This window comes from Kitasatospora sp. NPDC086791 (assembly GCF_040685975.1).
GTDB lineage: Bacteria > Actinomycetota > Actinomycetes > Streptomycetales > Streptomycetaceae > Kitasatospora.
The window spans coordinates 1-16586 of the sequence record NZ_JBFBOC010000055.1 but is presented as its reverse complement, the minus strand read 5'-3'; the positions used below and the strand labels follow the sequence as shown (position 1 = coordinate 16586).

Genomic DNA, 16586 nt, shown 5'->3' with positions numbered 1-16586 from the left:
GGCGGCCGCGGTGACGTTGGCGGCGGCGGCGAGCTCTGCCGGCGGGGCGAAGCGTCGCTCCTCCTTGAGCAGGTTGGCCAGGCTCTCGTTGCTCACTCTGTACTCCTCGTGCGTTGTCGTGCGTTGTCGTCCGCGGCCCGTCGCGAGGTCGTTCGGCGCGGTGCCCGGCCGCCGATCGGCGCGCGCCGTCCGGCCTGGTCAGCGCGCCGCCGGGCCGCTCCGGTCAGCGGACCGCGGACAACCGGGCGCGCCGCTGCGCCGGAACCTCAGGCCTCGACGGAGCCTCGAACCGCGACCGGGCGCGGTCGCACAGCTCCCAGGCGGTGCTCCGGCCGGCGCCGAGCCGCTCCCGGCGCCAGAACCAGCCGCCGCCCGGGGCGCCCGGGCCGAGCCCGGCCCCGAGCCCGGCGACCTGCCGCAGGCTGCTCAGGTCGTAACCGTCGACGGGTGCGGGCGTACCGCGCAGCAGCTCGGTCAACGCCCCCGGGTCGGCGTGCCAGACGGTGACGCCGTACTTCTCGACCAGCCGCCACAGCGACTCCGGCGCGTCACCGCGTGGCTCGCCCTCCCAGATCAGCTGGGTCGCGCCGGCGGCCAGCGGCTCGCGCACGGCGGCGGGGTTCTCCACCAGCCAGTCGCTGTCCGCCGTGCACCAGAGCACGTCGCCGCCCGTGCGCAGCCCGAACTGCCCGGGGCCGCCCTCGACCGGGCGCCTGCCCCGCGGGCGGACCGGCCGGTACCGGGTGACGTCGTGCCACCAGTGGTCACGGCCGGGCGTCCAGGTGACCGGCCGCCCGGTGCGGCGTACCACCAGAACGGGCGGCGCCGACCGCCGGCCGTCCAGCGCCCGGTCGACGGCGGGCTTCCAGGCGACCGGCCAGCCCTGGCGGTAGCCGCCGTCAGCGGTGATCACGAGCTCGGCTTGTGTGCCCCGGTCGCCGCCCAGCGGCTCGTCCGCCGGTTCCGGCCCCGTGCCGGGGCGCCCGGCGAGCGTCGTGGGCAGCGCTCCGACCTGGTCGCAGGCCAGCAGCGCGACCACCAGCTCCGGGATCATCGGCAGGTGGAGCGCGACCCGGTCGTCCCGGCCGACGCCCAGCGCCCGCAGGGCGCCGGCGGCCCGGTCGACCTCGTCACACAGTTGCGCGTGCCCGATCCGGCGGCTGTCGCCGGCGTCGCCCTCGAAGTACAGGGCGACCTGTTCGGTCGGCGAGACCTGGCCGGGCCGTTCGGCGCCGGACAGGGCGATCGGTCGGTGGTGCGGCACGCGACGTGCTCCTCGGTGTGGGGTTCGTGTGGGGGCCGGTGTGGGGCTGCGCCGACGGGGGCCGGGCTCGGCGCGTGCGTGCGCCGGATCGATCACCGGTGGCTGAAAAAAGGGAGTGCGCCGAGCAGGCTGGGGATGAAGCCCGTTCTCCTGCTCCGAACTGGCGATGTGCCCGGCCCGCCGGGGGTTCCGGGGACCTCACGATCGCCCCCCACCAATGTGCACGGCGTTAACATAGAGCCAAATGTGCACAGCGTCAACATCGGCGGGCGTGCTCCGGCAGAATGGATGACGTGTCCAGTACCCCTGCCGCCACACCCGGCGCGACCGAGCCGCCGACCCGCCGCAGCCGTTACCACCACGGAGACCTCGCCAACACGCTGGCCACCGAGGCGACCGCGCTGGCCCGCCAGGGCGGCCCCACCGCCGTGGTCCTCCGCGAGGCGGCGCGCCGGGCCGGCGTGTCACCGACCGCCGCCTACCGCCACTTCGCCTCGCACGAGGATCTGCTCGTCGCCGTGCGCGCACGGGCCCAGGAACAGCTCGCGGGGGCCATGGAGCAGGCGCTCCGCTCGCTGCCGGTGCTGCCCGACCCCCGGGCCGACATCCTGCGGCGGACCCGGGTGATCGCCCGTGCCTACGTGCGCTTCGCCGTGGACGAACCCGGCCTGTTCCGAACGGCGTTCAGCAACAGCGACCCGGCGCGGACCCGGGCCCGCGCCGCCGCCGCTGTGAGCCCGCCCGGCAGCGCGGGCGGCACCGCGGGCGGCACGGACATCTACGAGTACCGCTCGTTCCACATCCTCGGCGAGCTGCTCGACGAGCTCGTGGCCACCGGCGTGGTCGCACCCGAGCGCCGTGAGGGCGCCGAGTTCCCGGCCTGGTCCACCATGCACGGCCTGGCCACCCTGATCATCGACGGGCCGCTGGCGGTCCTGACGCCGGAGCAGCAGGAACTCGCCGTGCGGGTCACCTTGGACACCGTGCTGGCCGGTCTGGCCCGCTGATCACCCGGGCCGGGTCCCGCACCCCGGCCGAGTCGCGTCGTCCGTCCCGGGCCGAGTCACGTCGTCCCTCCCGGGCCGGGCCGCGTCGTCCGCCCGGACCGCTCCGAGGCGCGGGACCGCGGAAACCCTTCGCTTCCGCAACGAATCCGGCTTTCCGCACCCGACGTGCGTGCACGCTCTGGTAGGCAGGTGACGGCTGCAGGCGGGTGGCCGCGCGGTGCGGCCCCCGCAGGAGGGGAAGCACATGAGCACGTCGTCGAGGTCGGCCGTCATCGCCATCGAACAGCGGGCGGTCGACCGCGCATACGTCTGTTACGAAGCCAAGCTCGCCGAACTGTCCGGCGACGCGTCGGCCCGGGCGGCGGCCAGCGGGAAGGACGGCATCGCGGCCCGGGTGGAGTCCTCGGCCAGGGCGGAGGCGTTCCGTCTGGAAGGCGAGAACCTCGTCACGATGCGGGTGGACACCCGGTCGGACGAGACGGATGAGCCGGAGGTCTTCTACATCGGGCGGCGGACGGTGCACGACGCCGAGACCCGTGACGCCGTCGTCATCTCCTGGACGAACGAACTCGCCACCGCGTGGCGCCTGGCCACGCCGGACGCCCCGGGAGAGGTCCGGCTGCGGCGGCGTCTGGACTGCGACCGGCGGACGGTCCGGGACTACCGCGACGAGATAGCCCCGCCGGTCCCCGCCGCCCCCGGCGCGGGAGCGGGCGTGCCGTCGCCCGGTGACGTCTTCGGCCCCGCCGCCGGGGCACAGCAGCCGGCCGTGGACCCCCTGCTGCTCCGGGACCTCGACCGCGCCCGCCGAAGCCGCATGCGCGACATCGTCGAAACCATCCAGCCCGACCAGATGGCGCTGGTGGCCGGCCCGTCCACGGACGTCCTGGTCGTCCAGGGCGGTCCCGGCACCGGGAAGTCGGCCGTCGGCCTCCACCGGGTCACCTGGCTCGTCGACAACAAGCGCTTCCAGGCTCAGGACATCCTGGTGGTCGGCCCGCACCGGAGGTTCCTGGAGTACGTCGGCCGGGTCCTCCCCACCCTGGGCACGCGCAACGTCACCGCCGTCGAGCTCTCCCTCCTCTGGGAGGGGACCGTGCGAGCCGAGGACGCCCCGTCGGTGCGGCGGATCAAGTCGGACGAACGCATGGCGGAGGTGCTGCGGCGCCGGGTCGAGGGCAACTGCCGGCCCGCCGCCGTCGATGCCGCCGTCACCCCCGCCGCGGACGAGCACGGCGAGCCGATGTTCACCGTCGTCCTGGGCAGCGCGCCGCTGAGGATTCCGGCGTCCGAGGTCCGCCGCGTCTTCGAGGCCGCCCGCAGCGGGCCGGGCCACTACCGGGCCCGCCGGGACCGCTTCCGCGACGTGCTGGTCGACCTCCTGCTGGCCGCGCTGCGGCAGGGCTTCCCGCAGCGCGCTCGCGACCGGGCCGTCCGGCAGAGCATCGAGCGCCACCGCCAGGTCGCCACGCTCGTCGAACGCGCCTGGCCTCCGCTCAGCCCGGAGGAGGCCCTGCGGAGCCTGCTCAACTCGCCGAGCAGGCTGGCCGAGTGCGCTGCCGGGGTGTTCGACACGGCCGAGCAGGCGCAACTGTCGCGCCCGGCCGCCGAACGCGCCGAGGACGAGCCCTGGACCCTGGACGACCTGGTGTGCCTCGAAGAGCTGCGGACCCTCATCTCGGGCGAGACACCGCAGCGTTACCCGCACATCGTCGTGGACGAGGCCCAGGACCTGACTCCCATGCAGGCCCGGTCCCTGCGGCGGCGCAACCCGAAGGGGTCGATGACGGTGCTCGGCGACCTCGCGCAGGCCACCGGACCGCACGGCTACCCGAGTTGGGAGCGGATCGGCCGGATCCTGGCGGGCGACGGGGGCGGCTGGCACCTCGAAGAGCTCACCACCAGCTACCGGGTGCCGGCGCAGATCATGGAGTTCGTCGCCCCGCTCGCCCGGGCCGTGGCCCCGTCCGTTCCCTTCCCGGCCGCGGTGAAGGAAGCGGACGGGGAGCCCGTGCGGATCGTGGAGACGACGCCGTGGCAGCTCCTCGCCGAAGCGGTCGGGCACGCGGCACGGCTGGCCGGATCGGACGGCCACACCCAGCGCTCGATCGCCCTGGTCGTCCCCGACGATTCGGACTGGCTCCAGCAGGTCCAGCTCCTGGTCGACTCCGCGGAGACGATGACCGACGAGGTCCGGGAGGCGGTGACCGTCCTGACCGCCGGCGAGGCCAAGGGCATGGAGTTCGACCACGTCCTCGTCCTGGAGCCCGCGACCATCACCGCCCGCGGTGCCGAGGGCCCGCGTCAGCTGTACGTGGCCCTGACCCGGAGCACCCAGACGCTGACGGTGCTGCACGCCTCGCCCCTGCCCGCGGTCATGCTGCCGGCCGCCGACCCGTCCCCCCCGGCCGGACCGTCCCCCGCCGCCGACCCGTCCCCCTCGGCCGAATCGTCCCCCTCGGCCAGCCCGGACGACCCCGCCCCGGAGCCCTCGGGCGACGCGGCGGGCGGCCGCGTCTGCTCCCGCTTCCACCTGAACGGCGACCGCTGCGAGCTGCCCACGGAGCATGCCGACGGCTGGTGCCGTGACGCTTCCTGCGGCGGCTTCCGGACGAGCACCGCGCCGGACCGGCCGGCGCACCGCTACCTGCCCAGGGTCCCCGCCGACGCCGACCTCGGGGCCGGGCTGGACGCGTCGGACGCCTTCCTCGGCAGTCTCCGGGTGACCAGGGCCGCCGTCCGGGCCTTCGTGACCGCGCACGGCGGCAGTGACCAGGAGGCCGAGGCCGAGATCCGCGGCGTGATCGCCACGTTCCTGACCGACGGGCGCCAGGCGCAGCAGGCGGACGGCTACCGACTCGTCGACCTCAACGGCTACCGGTTCGTCCTGAGCCACGACGGGACGGCCCTGACCGGCTACCGGAGCGTGCACGGCGAACGGAGCCCGGCGCAGTACTTCGCCGGGGTCCCGTCCCGGTACAGGCCCTCCGGGCTCGCTGCCGCCGACCACGGCCCCGCTCTCCAGGACGCGGCGGCGGTGCGCGCCCTGACGGTCGAGGAGATCCAGGTGAGCGCCGAGACGCGAACCGCGTACGCCGACCTCACCTCGGACCGGTCGGACCAGTCGGACCCGGTCTTCCTCGGCCGGCTCCGCAAGGCGCTCGCGGCGGATCTGTCCGGCGGCCACATCGAGACCCGGACGCGGGGCAATCACCTCGTCCTCGGCTCCTCCCGCACCTGGAGCCTCTCGCCGGACGGCAGTTCGGTGCTCTTCGTCCGCAGGCCCACCCCGCTGGACGCGGAGACCCTGGCGGCCGCCGGTCTGGAGGAGGCGGACGAACTGACCCCCGGTACCGAACTGCGGGTACGCGCCCTCGCCCACGGTGACCAGGTCCACTGGAGGGTCACCCCGGTGCCGGAGGACCGGCAGCGGCGGTACATCCTGAAGCTGCGGCCCCATGACCAGGTGCCCGAGGCCGGGCAGGAACTGGACGTCTGGGTCCTGCGACGCCGCTCCGGCGTGTACGTCGTGTCGGCGAACGACTTCGGGCGCCACCCGATCTCCGAGCGCTCGGCCGGGCGGTACCGGGCCGCCCTGGCAGTCCTGGCCGCCCTCGGTGACGGCGTCCCGGCCGACCTGCCGGAGACCGGCCTCGCGGGGCTCGACGGCCTGGTCGGTTGCTGCCTGCGTCGCGACCAGGCCGACTGGCTCCCCGTCTGGCAGCTCCTGGGATCCCCGTCCTCCGCCGACCTGACGGTCCTGCGGGACCTCTCCCGCGGCCTTCCGGAGGCCATGCGGTCGGCGGACGCGGCCGAGCTGGAGCGGCTCGCCGAGGTCATGGAAAGCAGCGGCTGGCGGGACCGGGCGGTCACCGCCCTGGCGAGGCTCACCGGCGAGGCGTCCTCCACGGCGTCCGCCGGGGCCGTGCCGGCCGCCGTCCTGACCGCCGACCTCACGGCCGCGGCCGAGTCCGACCGGACCTGCCTCCGGCACGAGGCGGTGCGCCACCGGCTCATGGCCGCCCTCTTCACGGCGGGCCACACGCCGCAGGACTCACCGATCATCGATGTCGTCCGGCCCGGGGAGCGGGGCCCGATCGTCTACGAGGTCCTTCCGGCCGGCCACACCTCGTACCACGCCGTGCGGGCCGGTGCCGTGCGGGTCCGGGAGATCGGGCAGGTGGCGGGCGGGACTCCCCAGCGGCTCCACGTCGTCCTCGCCTCGCCTCCCGACGAGCCGTGGATCCCCGACCTGGTCGAGCGGGTCCTCGGCGTCTCCGTCCTCTGGCACTCGACGGCCGGCTGGCAGGGCCCGGAAAGCTCCTCCGCCACCGGCGCCGACGACTGAACAACCCGACGACCGAACAACCGATCGTCCGGTCGCGCGGCGCCGGGGACCGGAGCAGCGGCCACTGCTCCGGTCCCCGGCCCGCACCGGCGGGATCAGTACGCGTTGTCGTACGTGTAGAACGTGGTGTGGTCCATCAGGTCGGCCGGGGTGACGTCGTTCCACGGCTTCATGGTGTCGTTCAGGGCGACCACGTTCCTGGTGCGGCGGACCGGCTGGTAGCTCTGGCCCGCGTGGCGGCTCTGCCAGGCGGCCCAGAGGCGGTCGATCATGCAGTGGTGCATCCAGAACACCGGGTCGTTGGGCGACATCCCGGTGCTCATGGTGCCGCCGACCCAGACGTGCACCCGGTTGTGCACGTTGACGCCGACCCAGCCCTCCAGGTTGTTGCGGAAACCGGCGCTTGAGCTGTTGAACGGCGCGGCGTCATAGGTGGGGATCGCCAGCACGGCGTCCACGTCGGCCTTGGTCGGCAGGCCCTGTCCGCTCTGGCCCAGTCGGCGGATCAGGTAGTTGCGGGTGTCGGGCCTGACGGTGAGGGTCCAGTTGCCGGAGCTCTGCGCGAACGGGCCGGTGGTCACCCGGCCGTCGGTGCCGGCGCCGTCACCGCCCAGGAAGTCCGGGCCCCAGAGCGAGGAGTCCGGGGCGCGGTCGGTGGTCCAGTCCCAGTACGGGAGCGTGACGGTGGCGTCGATCGCCTGCAGTGCCCGCTCGAAGCGCAGCAGGAAGCTGCGGTGCCAGGGCAGGAAGGACGGCGAGCGGTGGCCGGTGCGCTCGGTGGTGTCGGTGTCGCTCATGATGAAGTCGTTGTGCGTGCTGACGAACGCGTCGTAGGCACCGCGGCGCTTGAGTTCCAGGACCGCGTTGACGAAGGCGCGCTTCTCGGCGGCCGTCAGGGTCGCCTGGCTCTTGCGGACTGCCATGATTGTTCCTTTGAGGGTGGTCTGTGCGGAGGCCGGAGTGCGGTCCGGAATCAGGCGGCGAGCGGGGCCAGGTCGGCGCCGTCCAGGGAGTTGACGGCGGCCCGGACCAGCGCACGCGGCGTGGTGAAGGTCTGGTAGTGGTTGATGACGCTGATCCAGGTGCCGTCAGCGTTGCGCATCATGTGCAGTTCGCGGCCGTCGATCAGCACCATGTAGCCGCTCATCGCGTGGTGGCCCTCGCCGGACATCGGCATGCCCTGGATGCGGCGGCCGCGGAAGACCTCGTCGAAGCTGTCGCCGCCCTCCGTGTCGGCGCCGCTGGCGGGCGTCACGGAGGGGCCGGTGAGGCCCAGGGCGACCGTGCCCGCGGCGACGACCGTCGCGGCCACGGCGCCTTGCAGCATCCGCCGGCGGGTGACTTCGGTGGTGGTGGTGTTTTCGGACATGGTGGTGCCCCCCAGATGAAAAATGTGAAGACCTTTTCAGTTCCCCCGTTTTCGCGGACCGGTCGGCGACGTCGACTGCCTGACGCCTCGTCGGCGCTGGTCAGGACGATCTGGTGGCGCTCGGCCCGCTCGAAATCATTCCTACCAGGCGTGAGCGAACAACTCGGATGTGTGATCGCCCCGAGGGCCGAAAGTGATCATTTCAAGACGGTCGCGTGAAGAATGTTGCATCTTTTACAGAAGGCAGAGCTTCGGTCCACAGGGAACCCTTCGCATGGAAACCGAAGATCCTCCGCCCGAAAGGCCACCACACCGCAAGACCTGCGGCCTTGACGCACCTTTTGTGACGATCGCTACACGAACAGGATGACGCGATGCCGACAGGCGATCACGCGCCTGTGTGAAGGCGGTGGATCGCGAGGAACCCGCGGCCGTGGCGGCGGGCACGGAACGGGTCGGTGAGGTCCTCGACCTGCCGGCGGCCGTGTCGGGGGGCCGCTGGGCCGACTGGCGCGCCACGGGCGCGGCCGGGCGCCGTTGGCTCGACGCCCACCGCGCCCCCGCCTAGGCAGTTTCCTTTGGGTCATCTCGCGGACCGGATGAGGATGGCGGCGATGTGGAGTCCGGCGAGGCGGCTGGTGGCGGTCGTGTCGTAGCGGGTGGCCAGGCCGCGCCACTGCCCGTGGCTCACTCGGACCAGCCACGCGGTACAACTATCCCTCGAAAAGATCGAGTTATCGGGCAACTGGCGCCCGTCGCCGGCAGCCTCTCCTGTCGGTGCTGCCGTCATCCGGCATCGCCGGCGACGGCAGCACCGAACGACGGTGTCCGTCAGTACGAAGCGCTGGTGGCGCACCGACCGAGGTCGGTGTTGCACACGACGACGTACGAGGTGATTCCGGAGTCCTGGAGCTGGAGGGTGTAGTGCTCGTCGCCCCGGACGTTGCTGTAGGCGCTGGACCAGCGGCCGTTCGACTGGTGGAGGACTACCGTGCAGTAGTTGCCCATGGTGGAGATCACGTAGCCCTGCACCCAGTCGTGCCCGTTGTAGTACTGATCGATCATGCCTCCGGCACAGCCGGGGACGTTGGCGGGGTAGGTGGCGTCGGCCGACGCCACCCCCGTGCCGAGGCCCAGACAGCCTGCGGCGACGGCGGTCACGGCGGCGAGGCGGACGGCGGTGCGCAACCCAATCATCTTTTCCCCCTGCGGAGTTGACGGCTTGCTACTTCGACCCATGCTGCCATCGAACCCCCTTGAAGGCACGTCTCCCGCACGAATCCACACACGCCTGGGACGACCTGCCGCCCGCGGCGTAGCGGCAGCCGAGTTCGGCGAGCCGGCGCGCCGTCTCATGGCCGATCCCCGGTTCGCGCCCGTGACCAGCACGACCGGCGCGGTGGCATCCTCGGTGTCCGGCTCGGCGCCCAGCCCGAGCACGCCGGACGAGACCGTGCGCGGGAACGGGCTCCACCGGGCGGGGGGCGGGTGCGGACTGCCCGGTGGAGTCCGGCCGCTACCGCGTCAGCAGCTTCTCCAGGACGTCCGCCCCCTTTGACGCGCCGCCCGCCCCGCGCACGGTCCGGCTCAGGGCCGCCGCCCAGGGGCGGCAGGACCGGACGTCCTGGACGGCGTCGCGGAGGCCCTGCACGGTCGGCTCGGCGAGCGTCCTGCCGACCTGCAGCTCCTCCGCCCGCCGGGCGATCGCCCGCTGTTCCGGGATCTGCGGCACCGCCACGAAGGGCACCCCGTGGTAGAGGGACTCCATCGCCGAGTTCATCCCGGCGTGGCTCAGGAACACCTCGGTGTGTCGCAGCACCGCCACCTGCGGCACGTGCGCGTGCACTTCGACGTTCGCCGGGATCGGGCCCAGCGACTCCTGGTCCAGGCCGCCCACCGCCATGACGACCTGCCAGTCGCTGTCCCCGAACGCCGCGATGCAGGTCCGGTAGAACTCGGGCCGGTCGTTGAAGACGGTTCCCAGCGATATCAGCAGCACCGGGGCCTGCGACCGGGGGCTCCACTCCTCAGCGGTCTGCCGGCTGCTCGGCGACGGCCCGACGAAGTGGAAGCGCTCGTCGAAGGTGTCCCCCGAGATCTGGAACTCCCGGGGGATGAACACCAGGCTCGTCGGGGCCACGTAGCCGAACATCAGGTTCGGGTCCTCGAGGAAGGTGTGGCCCTGCGCGAACTTCCCCATGTCCTGAATCGCGGCCACCAGCCGGGGGTTGGTGTGGTCGAAGTCGGCCGGTAAGTACACCTGCGCCGCCGAGAAGGACTCGTTCTCCGCGAAGGTCGGCACCAGGGAGATCTCCGGCACCTCGAGCAGGTTCGCCAGCATCCTCCCGGTGAAGGTCACCGAGTCGTAGCACACCGCGTCCGGCGGGTCGGCCGAGAAGTGCTCGGCCAGGACGGGGAAGGAGGCACGCGCGTCGTCGAGGTAGTACTCCATCGTCACGGCGAGCTGTTCCGCCGTGAACTCGCCCCGCGCCGCCATGTCGGGCGGCAGCTGCGAGGGCAGGGTCACCGGCGACGCCCCGGCGGCGACGGCGGCGTCCATGGTGGCCGGTCCCGTGGCGTAGCTGACCCGGTGACCGCGCCGGACCAGCTCTTCGACCAGCGGCAGGGTCGGGTTCACATGCCCGGACGCGGGCGCGCTCACGAAGGCGAAATGGGCCATCAGCTCTCCTCCAGGATGACCGGCAGAGTCTTGTGCCCGTTGGTGAAGAAGGAACCCAGCGGCTCGAGTTCGGACGACGGGACGGCCAGCCGCAGCCGGGGGAACCGGGAGAACAGCGCGGACAGCGCCGTCGTCGCCTCCAGCTTCGCCAGGGGGCTGCCGAGGCAGTAGTGCACGCCGTGCCCGAAGGTGAGGTGGTCGCCCCGCGACGACCGGGTGACGGAGAAGTCCTCCGCGTCGGCCCCGTGCTGCGCCGGGTCGCGGCCGGCCGCGCCGTAGGACAGCAGGATCGCCTCGCCCTTGCGGATCCGCACGCCGTCCGCGGAGATGTCCTCCACGGCGTACCGCAGCGGCAGGTTCGGCACCGGCGCCTGCCAGCGCAGGGTCTCGTCCACCACGTCCTCCCACGTGCTGGTCCCGGACCGGACCAGGGCGAGCTGAGACGGGTGCGTGGCCAGCGCGTGGACGGCGTGGTCGAGCAGGTTGACCGTCGTCTCGAAGCCGGCGGAGATGGTCAGCAACAGGGTGTCCAGCAGTTCCCGCTCGGACAGTCGTGTGCCGTCCGCCTCCTGCGCGGCGATCAGGTCGCTGGTCAGGTCGTCGCCGGGGTCGCGCCGTTTGGCGGCCGCGAGTTCCTTGAGCAGCATGTACAGCTCGCCGGAGGCGGCCTGCACGCCCGCCGGGTCCGCGTCGAGGCTGAACACCGCGTCCACCAGCCGCCGCAGGTCCGCGCCCGTCTGCGCGGTCACCCCGAACAATCCGGTGATGACCTGGATCGGCAGCGGGAACGCGAACCGTGCGCGCAGGTCGACCGTCTGCCCCGGCGGCACCGTGGCCAGGTCGGCGATCAGGCCGGCCGTGATCTCCTCGACGCGCGGCCGCATCGCTTCGATACGGCGCGGGGTGAACGCCTTGGCCACCAGGCTGCGCAGCCTGGTGTGGTCGGCCCCGTAGGCGGTGAACATGTTCTGCATCGCGACCCACATGATCAGCGGCCAGTCCGGCGGGATGTCGCCGTCGCGCCACATGGGCCAGTGCTTGTTCGCGTCCTTGGAGACCCTCGGGTCGAGCAGCAGCTTCTTCGCCAGGTCGTGCCCGGTGACGGCCCAGGCCGGCACGCCACCGGGCAGTTCGACGGGCGTGGCCGGGCCGCGCTCGCGCAAGGCGGCGGCCTCGCCGAAGACGTCGCCGCCCGAGGGGTCGATGACATACGCGTCGGCGGGCGGGGCCTGCGCGCGCACCGGCTCGGTGAAGGTGGTGGTCGTACGGGGCTTGGGCGGCTCGGTGACCTCCAGCAGGGACGCGGTGAACCGCGAGCCCATGCCGAGGCCGATCGACATGATGGTGTCGCCGGGCCTGAGGGTCTCGTCGTGCAGCAGGTGGTCCATGCCGAGCAGTTGGTCGCACGGCCCGACGTGGCCGAGCTCGCGCAGCATCGGCCAGGTGGTGCGGCCCAGGTCGATGCCGAGCGGCTCCAGCACGACGACCTCCAGTTGGGCCAGGCCCAGACCGGTGACGACGAACCTGGTGATGTCGGCGACGCTTACGCCGGCCTCCTTGGCGGCCTGCTCGACCGCGGTGACCAGTGCCCCGCTCATCAGCGTCAGATAGGGGGCCAGGCCGGTCACCTCGATCGGCGTACGGTTGCGGTGGCCCTCGGGGTCCGGGATCGTCGGGGTGGCGAGGACCTCCATCTGGGTCGCGGAGCTGTTCGCGGTCGCGACCAGCCGCGCTCGGCCGCCCTCGCGGTTGAGCACGGCCGCGGCCGCACCGTCGGCCAGGAAGATCCCGACGGTGGGCTGCCAGCGTTCCCACCGCGGCGGCAGGAACCGGGCGGTAGCCGTGACCAGGGTCGCGGTCGCGGCCGGGTCGGCCACCAGGTGCGCGGCGGCGGACTGCAGCGCGGCCGAGCCGCCGTTGCTGGTCGCCTCGACCTCGTAGACGAGGGCGTGGCCGAGGCCGAGGACGCGCTGCAGGTGGCAGGAGGACGCCATGTGGTCCTGGTGGTCCATCTGGGCGTAGGCGGCCATGGAGATGTCGGCGCCGCTGAGGCCGGACTCGCGCAGGGCTCCGATCGCCGCGTGCACGGCCATCGCGTGCTCGGTGACGTCGTCGGAGCGGGTGAACGACACGAAGTCCGAGAGCGCGAGCAGCCGCCGCATGGTCTCGGTGTCCGGCACGGCCTGCGTCGCGGGCGTGCGGGGCGGCAGATACCGCCCCGTTCCGCCGATGTAGACGTTGTCCCAGATCATGCAGAGTCCTTTCCCCTGAGTGCGGACAACCCGGCCCCGTATCCGCTGAAGTCGAGGAGCCATGTGCTGATCGCCAGCGCCGTGGCCGCGGAGTGCTCCTCCAGTACGGTGAAGTGGTCGCCCGGGACGGTGAGCACCTCCTGGACGGTGGTGGACAGCCGGGGCCACGAGCGCTTCCCGGTGCCCACCAGCAGCACCGGCGCGGTGACGGGCTCCGGGGCGCCGGCCAGATCGAGGTAACGGCCCATGGCCACCAACCGGTCGTCGTCGACCGGCTGGACCTGGTGGCCGGCGTCGAGCATGCCGGTGAGCACACCCGGCAGGTCGTCGGGGTAGCCGTCGATGAGCACCACGGCGCTGGGCCGGGCCCCCCGCCGTTCCAGTTCCCCGGCGGTCGCCAGCGCCAGCCACGCGCCCACCGAACGGCCGACCAGCACCGGCGCGGCGACGGCCGACGCGGCCTCGGCGAGTGCCTGGACCAGGACGTCGGCGTCCGCGGGCAGCGGGTCACCGGCGAAGCCCGGCAGGGTGACCGCCGTGACGTCGCGGGCGGCCTCCAGTGCCGCGGCGAACCGCCCGTACTCCTCGATGCCGCCGGACGCCAGCGCGGACGGCAGGCAGACCAGCGACGGCTGGAGGAAGCCGGCCGCGAGGGCGACCACCTCGGCCTTGGGCGCGTCGGTGGCCGGGCTCAGCCGGGACGCCGTGGCCAGCAGGTCGAGGCCGTCCTGCGCGCGGCCGACGTCGACGGCCTTGCGCAGCAGGCGCTCCATCGGCCCGGCGACCCGGTTCTCCGACGAGCACAGCTGCCCGTAGAGGTGGTTGACGAGCTGTTCGGGCGTCGGGAAGTCGAAGACGAGGGTCGCCGGGAGCTGGAGCCCGGTGGCCGCGTTGAGCTGGTTGCGCAGCTCGATGGCGGTCAGCGAGTCGACGCCGTGGTCGCGGAACAGCTGACGCGGGTCGTCGATCCCGCCGGGGGCCATCCCGAGGGTGCTCGCGCTGTGCGTGACGACCAGGTCGAGCAGCAGGGCGCGCTGCTCGGGCTCGGGCAGGGCTTCGAGCCTGGCCCGCAGGTCGCCGGGGCCGGCCACCGGGGCCGGCGCGCGCCGCGGCCGGGCGAGTCCGCGCAGCAGCGCGGGCGGGGTGTCGATCGCCGCGAGGTCGAGGCGGACCGGCACCAGCGCCGGGCGTTCGCCGGCCAGGGCGGTGTCGAACAGGTCGAGGGCCTGCTCGGTGGCCAGCGGCAGCATCCCGGTCCTCGCCAGCCGGCGGTGGTCGGCCTCGGTCAGGTTCCCGGTGATGCCGCTGGACTCGGCCCACTGGCCCCAGGCCAGGGAGGTGACCGGCAGACCGCGCGCGTGCCGGTGCTCGGCGAGCGCGTCGAGGAACGCGTTCGCGGCGGCGTAGTTGGCCTGCCCGGGGGCGCCGAACACCCCGGACGCCGAGGAGAACAGCACGAACGCCCGCAGGTCCAGGTGCTCGGTGGCCTCGTGCAGGTGCCACGCGGCATCGGCCTTCGAGCGCAGCACCGTGTCGATCTGCTCCGGTGTCATCGATCCCACCACGGCGTCGTCGACGACCCCGGCGGCGTGCACGACGACCCGCAGGTCGGGGATCGAGGCGACGAGATCCCTCAGTGCCCCGCGGTCACCGGCGTCGCAGGCGACCACGGTGAGGGCGGCGCCCAGCTCCTGCCGGAGCCCGGGCGGCTCGACGCCGCGGCGGCTCGCGAGCACCACGTGCGGGGCACCGTGCCGCGCGACGAGGTGCCGGGCGACCAGGACGCCGAGGGTGCCGGTGCCGCCGGTGATCAGCACGGTGCCGTCCAGGGGCGCGCCGTCCAGGGGCCCGGCCGGCCCGGTCGGGGCGGCCCTCACCAGCCTCGGCACGAGGGCGGTTCCGTCGCGCAACCGGATCTCGGGCTCGCCGTCGCTCACGGCGGCGCGCACCGCGGCGGGGATCGCCCGTCGTGAGGCGGCCGTGCCGTCGTGCCGGACGGTCAGGATCCGCCCGGGGTTCTCGCTCTGCGCGCTGCGCAGGAAGCCGCGGGCGGCGGCCGAGGCCAGGTCGTCACCGGTGAGGACCACGAGCCGGACCGGCGTGTCGGTGGCCAGGAACTCCCGGACCCTGCCGAGCAGTTCCCGGGTCACCGCGTGGGCGGCCGCGACCGGTTCGCCCTCGGCGGCGACCTCGTGGAGGACCGTCTCGGTGTCCGGGCCGTCCGGTGCCGCCATCGGGGTCCAGTCGACGGCGAACAGCGTGTTCGGCCGGCGCCCGGCCCCGTGACGCGCCGCTTCGACGGGCCGCAGGACGATCTCGTCGATGCTCACGACCGGCATCCCGGCGGTGTCGGTGATCCGCACCGCGCAGGTGTCCGGCCCGGTCGGGTGCAGCACCACGCGGACCGTCGCGGCCGACCCGGTGACCGACACACCGGAGAACGAGAAGGGCAGCCGCGCCGGGCTGCCGCCGGCGCCGCCGTCCTCGGCCGCGAGGCCGGCGAGCAGGGTCAGCGGCTGGATGGCGGCGTCCAGGAGCGCGGGGTGGACGCGGTAACCGGTGAGCTGCGCGGGGTCCGCCGGGAAGCTCACCTCGGCGTGCAGGTCCTCGCCGTGCCGCCGGATGCCGGTGAGCCCCTGGAAGGTCGGCCCGTAGTCGTAGCCGGCTTCGGCGAGCCGGTCGTAGAGCGAGCCGATGTCGATCGGCGCGGCCTCGCTGTCGTCCGCCCCGGGCACGGCCGTCCGGTCGACCCGTGTCGCCCGGTCCGCCGGCGGACTGAGCACGCCGGTCGCGTGGCGGGTCCACTCGTCGGGCTCGGCGGAGGTGCGGGAGTGGACGGTGACGGGTCGGCGACCGGTGTCGTCGGGCGCGCCGACGGTGACCTGCACGTGCACACCGTCGCGCTCGGACAGCACGAGCGGCGCCTCCAGGACCAGCTCGGACAGGACGGGGCTGGCCGTGTGCTCGCCGGCGTGGACGGCCATGTCCACGAACGCCATCGCGGGCAGCAGCGTCGAACCGAGCACGGTGTGCTCGGCCAGCCACGGGTGGACGGACGCGGAGAGCTTCCCGGTCAGCACCACGCCCTGCCCGTCGGGGAGCTTCACCAGGGACCGCAGCAGCGGGTGGTCGGGCGTGTCGAGGCCCTCCGACGGGGTGGTGGGCTGGAGCCAGTAGTGCTCGTGCTGGAAAGCGTACGAAGGCACCCGCACACCCGACGCCCCCGCCGTCGTGGTCACGGGCGGCATCCAGCGCACGGCGCCATCCGCCCACAACCGCCCCAGCCCCGCGAACAACCGCTCCGGAGAATCACCACCACGCCGCATCAACCCGGTCCCCACCAACAACGGATGCGGACCCACCTCCACGAACCCCGTGACACCCTGGCCCGCCAGCCACTCCACGGCATCGGCGAACCGCACCGGCTCCCGCACCTGCCGCACCCAGTACCCCGGCTCCCCCATCTCCACCGGACGCCCGGCCACCGTGGAAACCACCGGGATCACCGGCTCACCGAACGACAGACCCGCCGCCACCCGACCCAGCTCCTCCAGCACCGGATCCATCCGCGCCGAATGGAACGCGTGACCGACCGCCAGCCGCCGCACCCGGCGCCCACGGCCCCGCCACACCCCGGCGACAGCCTCCACCGCGGCCTCGTCCCCC

10 protein-coding genes and 1 pseudogene are annotated in these 16586 nt (G+C 73.4%); 3 read left to right on the top strand and 8 right to left on the bottom strand.

The window, feature by feature from the left end:
- Window positions 1-223 precede the first annotated feature (223 nt).
- Complete coding sequence (locus AB0Q99_RS33860) at window positions 224-1264, bottom strand: AMP-binding protein (RefSeq protein ID WP_363578033.1); 1041 nt, start codon at window positions 1262-1264, stop codon at window positions 224-226.
- A gap of 293 nt (window positions 1265-1557) precedes the next feature.
- On the opposite strand from AB0Q99_RS33860, the gene AB0Q99_RS33855 reads away from it, so the two are divergent.
- Window positions 1558-2271, top strand: coding sequence for a TetR/AcrR family transcriptional regulator (locus AB0Q99_RS33855; protein WP_363578031.1), 714 nt, complete (start codon window positions 1558-1560; stop codon window positions 2269-2271).
- Window positions 2272-2515: 244 nt separating this feature from the next.
- A complete protein-coding gene (locus AB0Q99_RS33850) occupies window positions 2516-6619 on the top strand; it encodes an AAA family ATPase (RefSeq protein ID WP_363578029.1) in 4104 nt (1367 codons plus the stop codon).
- Between the two features lie 95 nt (window positions 6620-6714).
- On the opposite strand, the gene AB0Q99_RS33845 is transcribed toward AB0Q99_RS33850, so the two are convergent.
- Window positions 6715-7542 (bottom strand): tyrosinase family protein, encoded by an 828-nt coding sequence (locus AB0Q99_RS33845; protein WP_363578027.1) that lies wholly within the window; start codon window positions 7540-7542, stop codon window positions 6715-6717.
- Between the two features lie 50 nt (window positions 7543-7592).
- On the bottom strand, window positions 7593-7988 hold the full coding sequence (locus AB0Q99_RS33840; RefSeq protein WP_363578025.1) for a tyrosinase cofactor: 396 nt from the start codon (window positions 7986-7988) through the stop codon (window positions 7593-7595).
- 433 nt (window positions 7989-8421) lie between these two features.
- Between AB0Q99_RS33840 and AB0Q99_RS33835 the strand changes: the two genes are divergently transcribed.
- Entirely contained in the window at window positions 8422-8556 is a 135-nt protein-coding gene (locus tag AB0Q99_RS33835; protein ID WP_363578023.1) for a hypothetical protein, read from the top strand.
- A gap of 263 nt (window positions 8557-8819) precedes the next feature.
- Here AB0Q99_RS33835 and AB0Q99_RS33830 read toward each other — a convergent pair whose 3' ends face one another.
- The 5 genes and pseudogenes from AB0Q99_RS33830 to AB0Q99_RS33810 form a co-directional block, all read right to left on the bottom strand.
- On the bottom strand, window positions 8820-9176 hold the full coding sequence (locus AB0Q99_RS33830) for a hypothetical protein (protein WP_363578021.1): 357 nt from the start codon (window positions 9174-9176) through the stop codon (window positions 8820-8822).
- A 328-nt stretch (window positions 9177-9504) separates the two neighbouring features.
- Window positions 9505-10668: a macrolide family glycosyltransferase gene (locus tag AB0Q99_RS33825; protein ID WP_363578019.1), complete on the bottom strand. Its 1164-nt coding sequence runs from the start codon at window positions 10666-10668 to the stop codon at window positions 9505-9507.
- Window positions 10668-12920 (bottom strand): cytochrome P450, encoded by a 2253-nt coding sequence (locus AB0Q99_RS33820; RefSeq protein ID WP_363578017.1) that lies wholly within the window; start codon window positions 12918-12920, stop codon window positions 10668-10670. The genes AB0Q99_RS33825 and AB0Q99_RS33820 overlap by 1 nt, the downstream gene beginning before the upstream one ends.
- Entirely contained in the window at window positions 12917-16126 is a 3210-nt protein-coding gene (locus AB0Q99_RS33815; RefSeq protein ID WP_363578035.1) for a type I polyketide synthase, read from the bottom strand. Before AB0Q99_RS33815 ends, AB0Q99_RS33820 begins: the two co-directional genes overlap by 4 nt.
- A 144-nt stretch (window positions 16127-16270) precedes the next feature.
- Window positions 16271-16586, bottom strand: a pseudogene (locus tag AB0Q99_RS33810) (acyltransferase domain-containing protein); the annotation flags it as partial.

What these genes read in the sequence shown, in the direction of transcription:
- AB0Q99_RS33825 (WP_363578019.1), bottom strand. Translation starts at nt 10,668, where the DNA reads ATGGCCCATTTCGCCTTCGTGAGCGCGCCCGCGTCCGGGCATGTGAAC.
- AB0Q99_RS33820 (WP_363578017.1), bottom strand. Translation starts at nt 12,920, where the DNA reads ATGATCTGGGACAACGTCTACATCGGCGGAACGGGGCGGTATCTGCCG.
- AB0Q99_RS33840 (WP_363578025.1), bottom strand. Translation starts at nt 7,988, where the DNA reads ATGTCCGAAAACACCACCACCACCGAAGTCACCCGCCGGCGGATGCTG.
- AB0Q99_RS33845 (WP_363578027.1), bottom strand. Translation starts at nt 7,542, where the DNA reads ATGGCAGTCCGCAAGAGCCAGGCGACCCTGACGGCCGCCGAGAAGCGC.
- AB0Q99_RS33850 (WP_363578029.1), top strand. Translation starts at nt 2,516, where the DNA reads ATGAGCACGTCGTCGAGGTCGGCCGTCATCGCCATCGAACAGCGGGCG.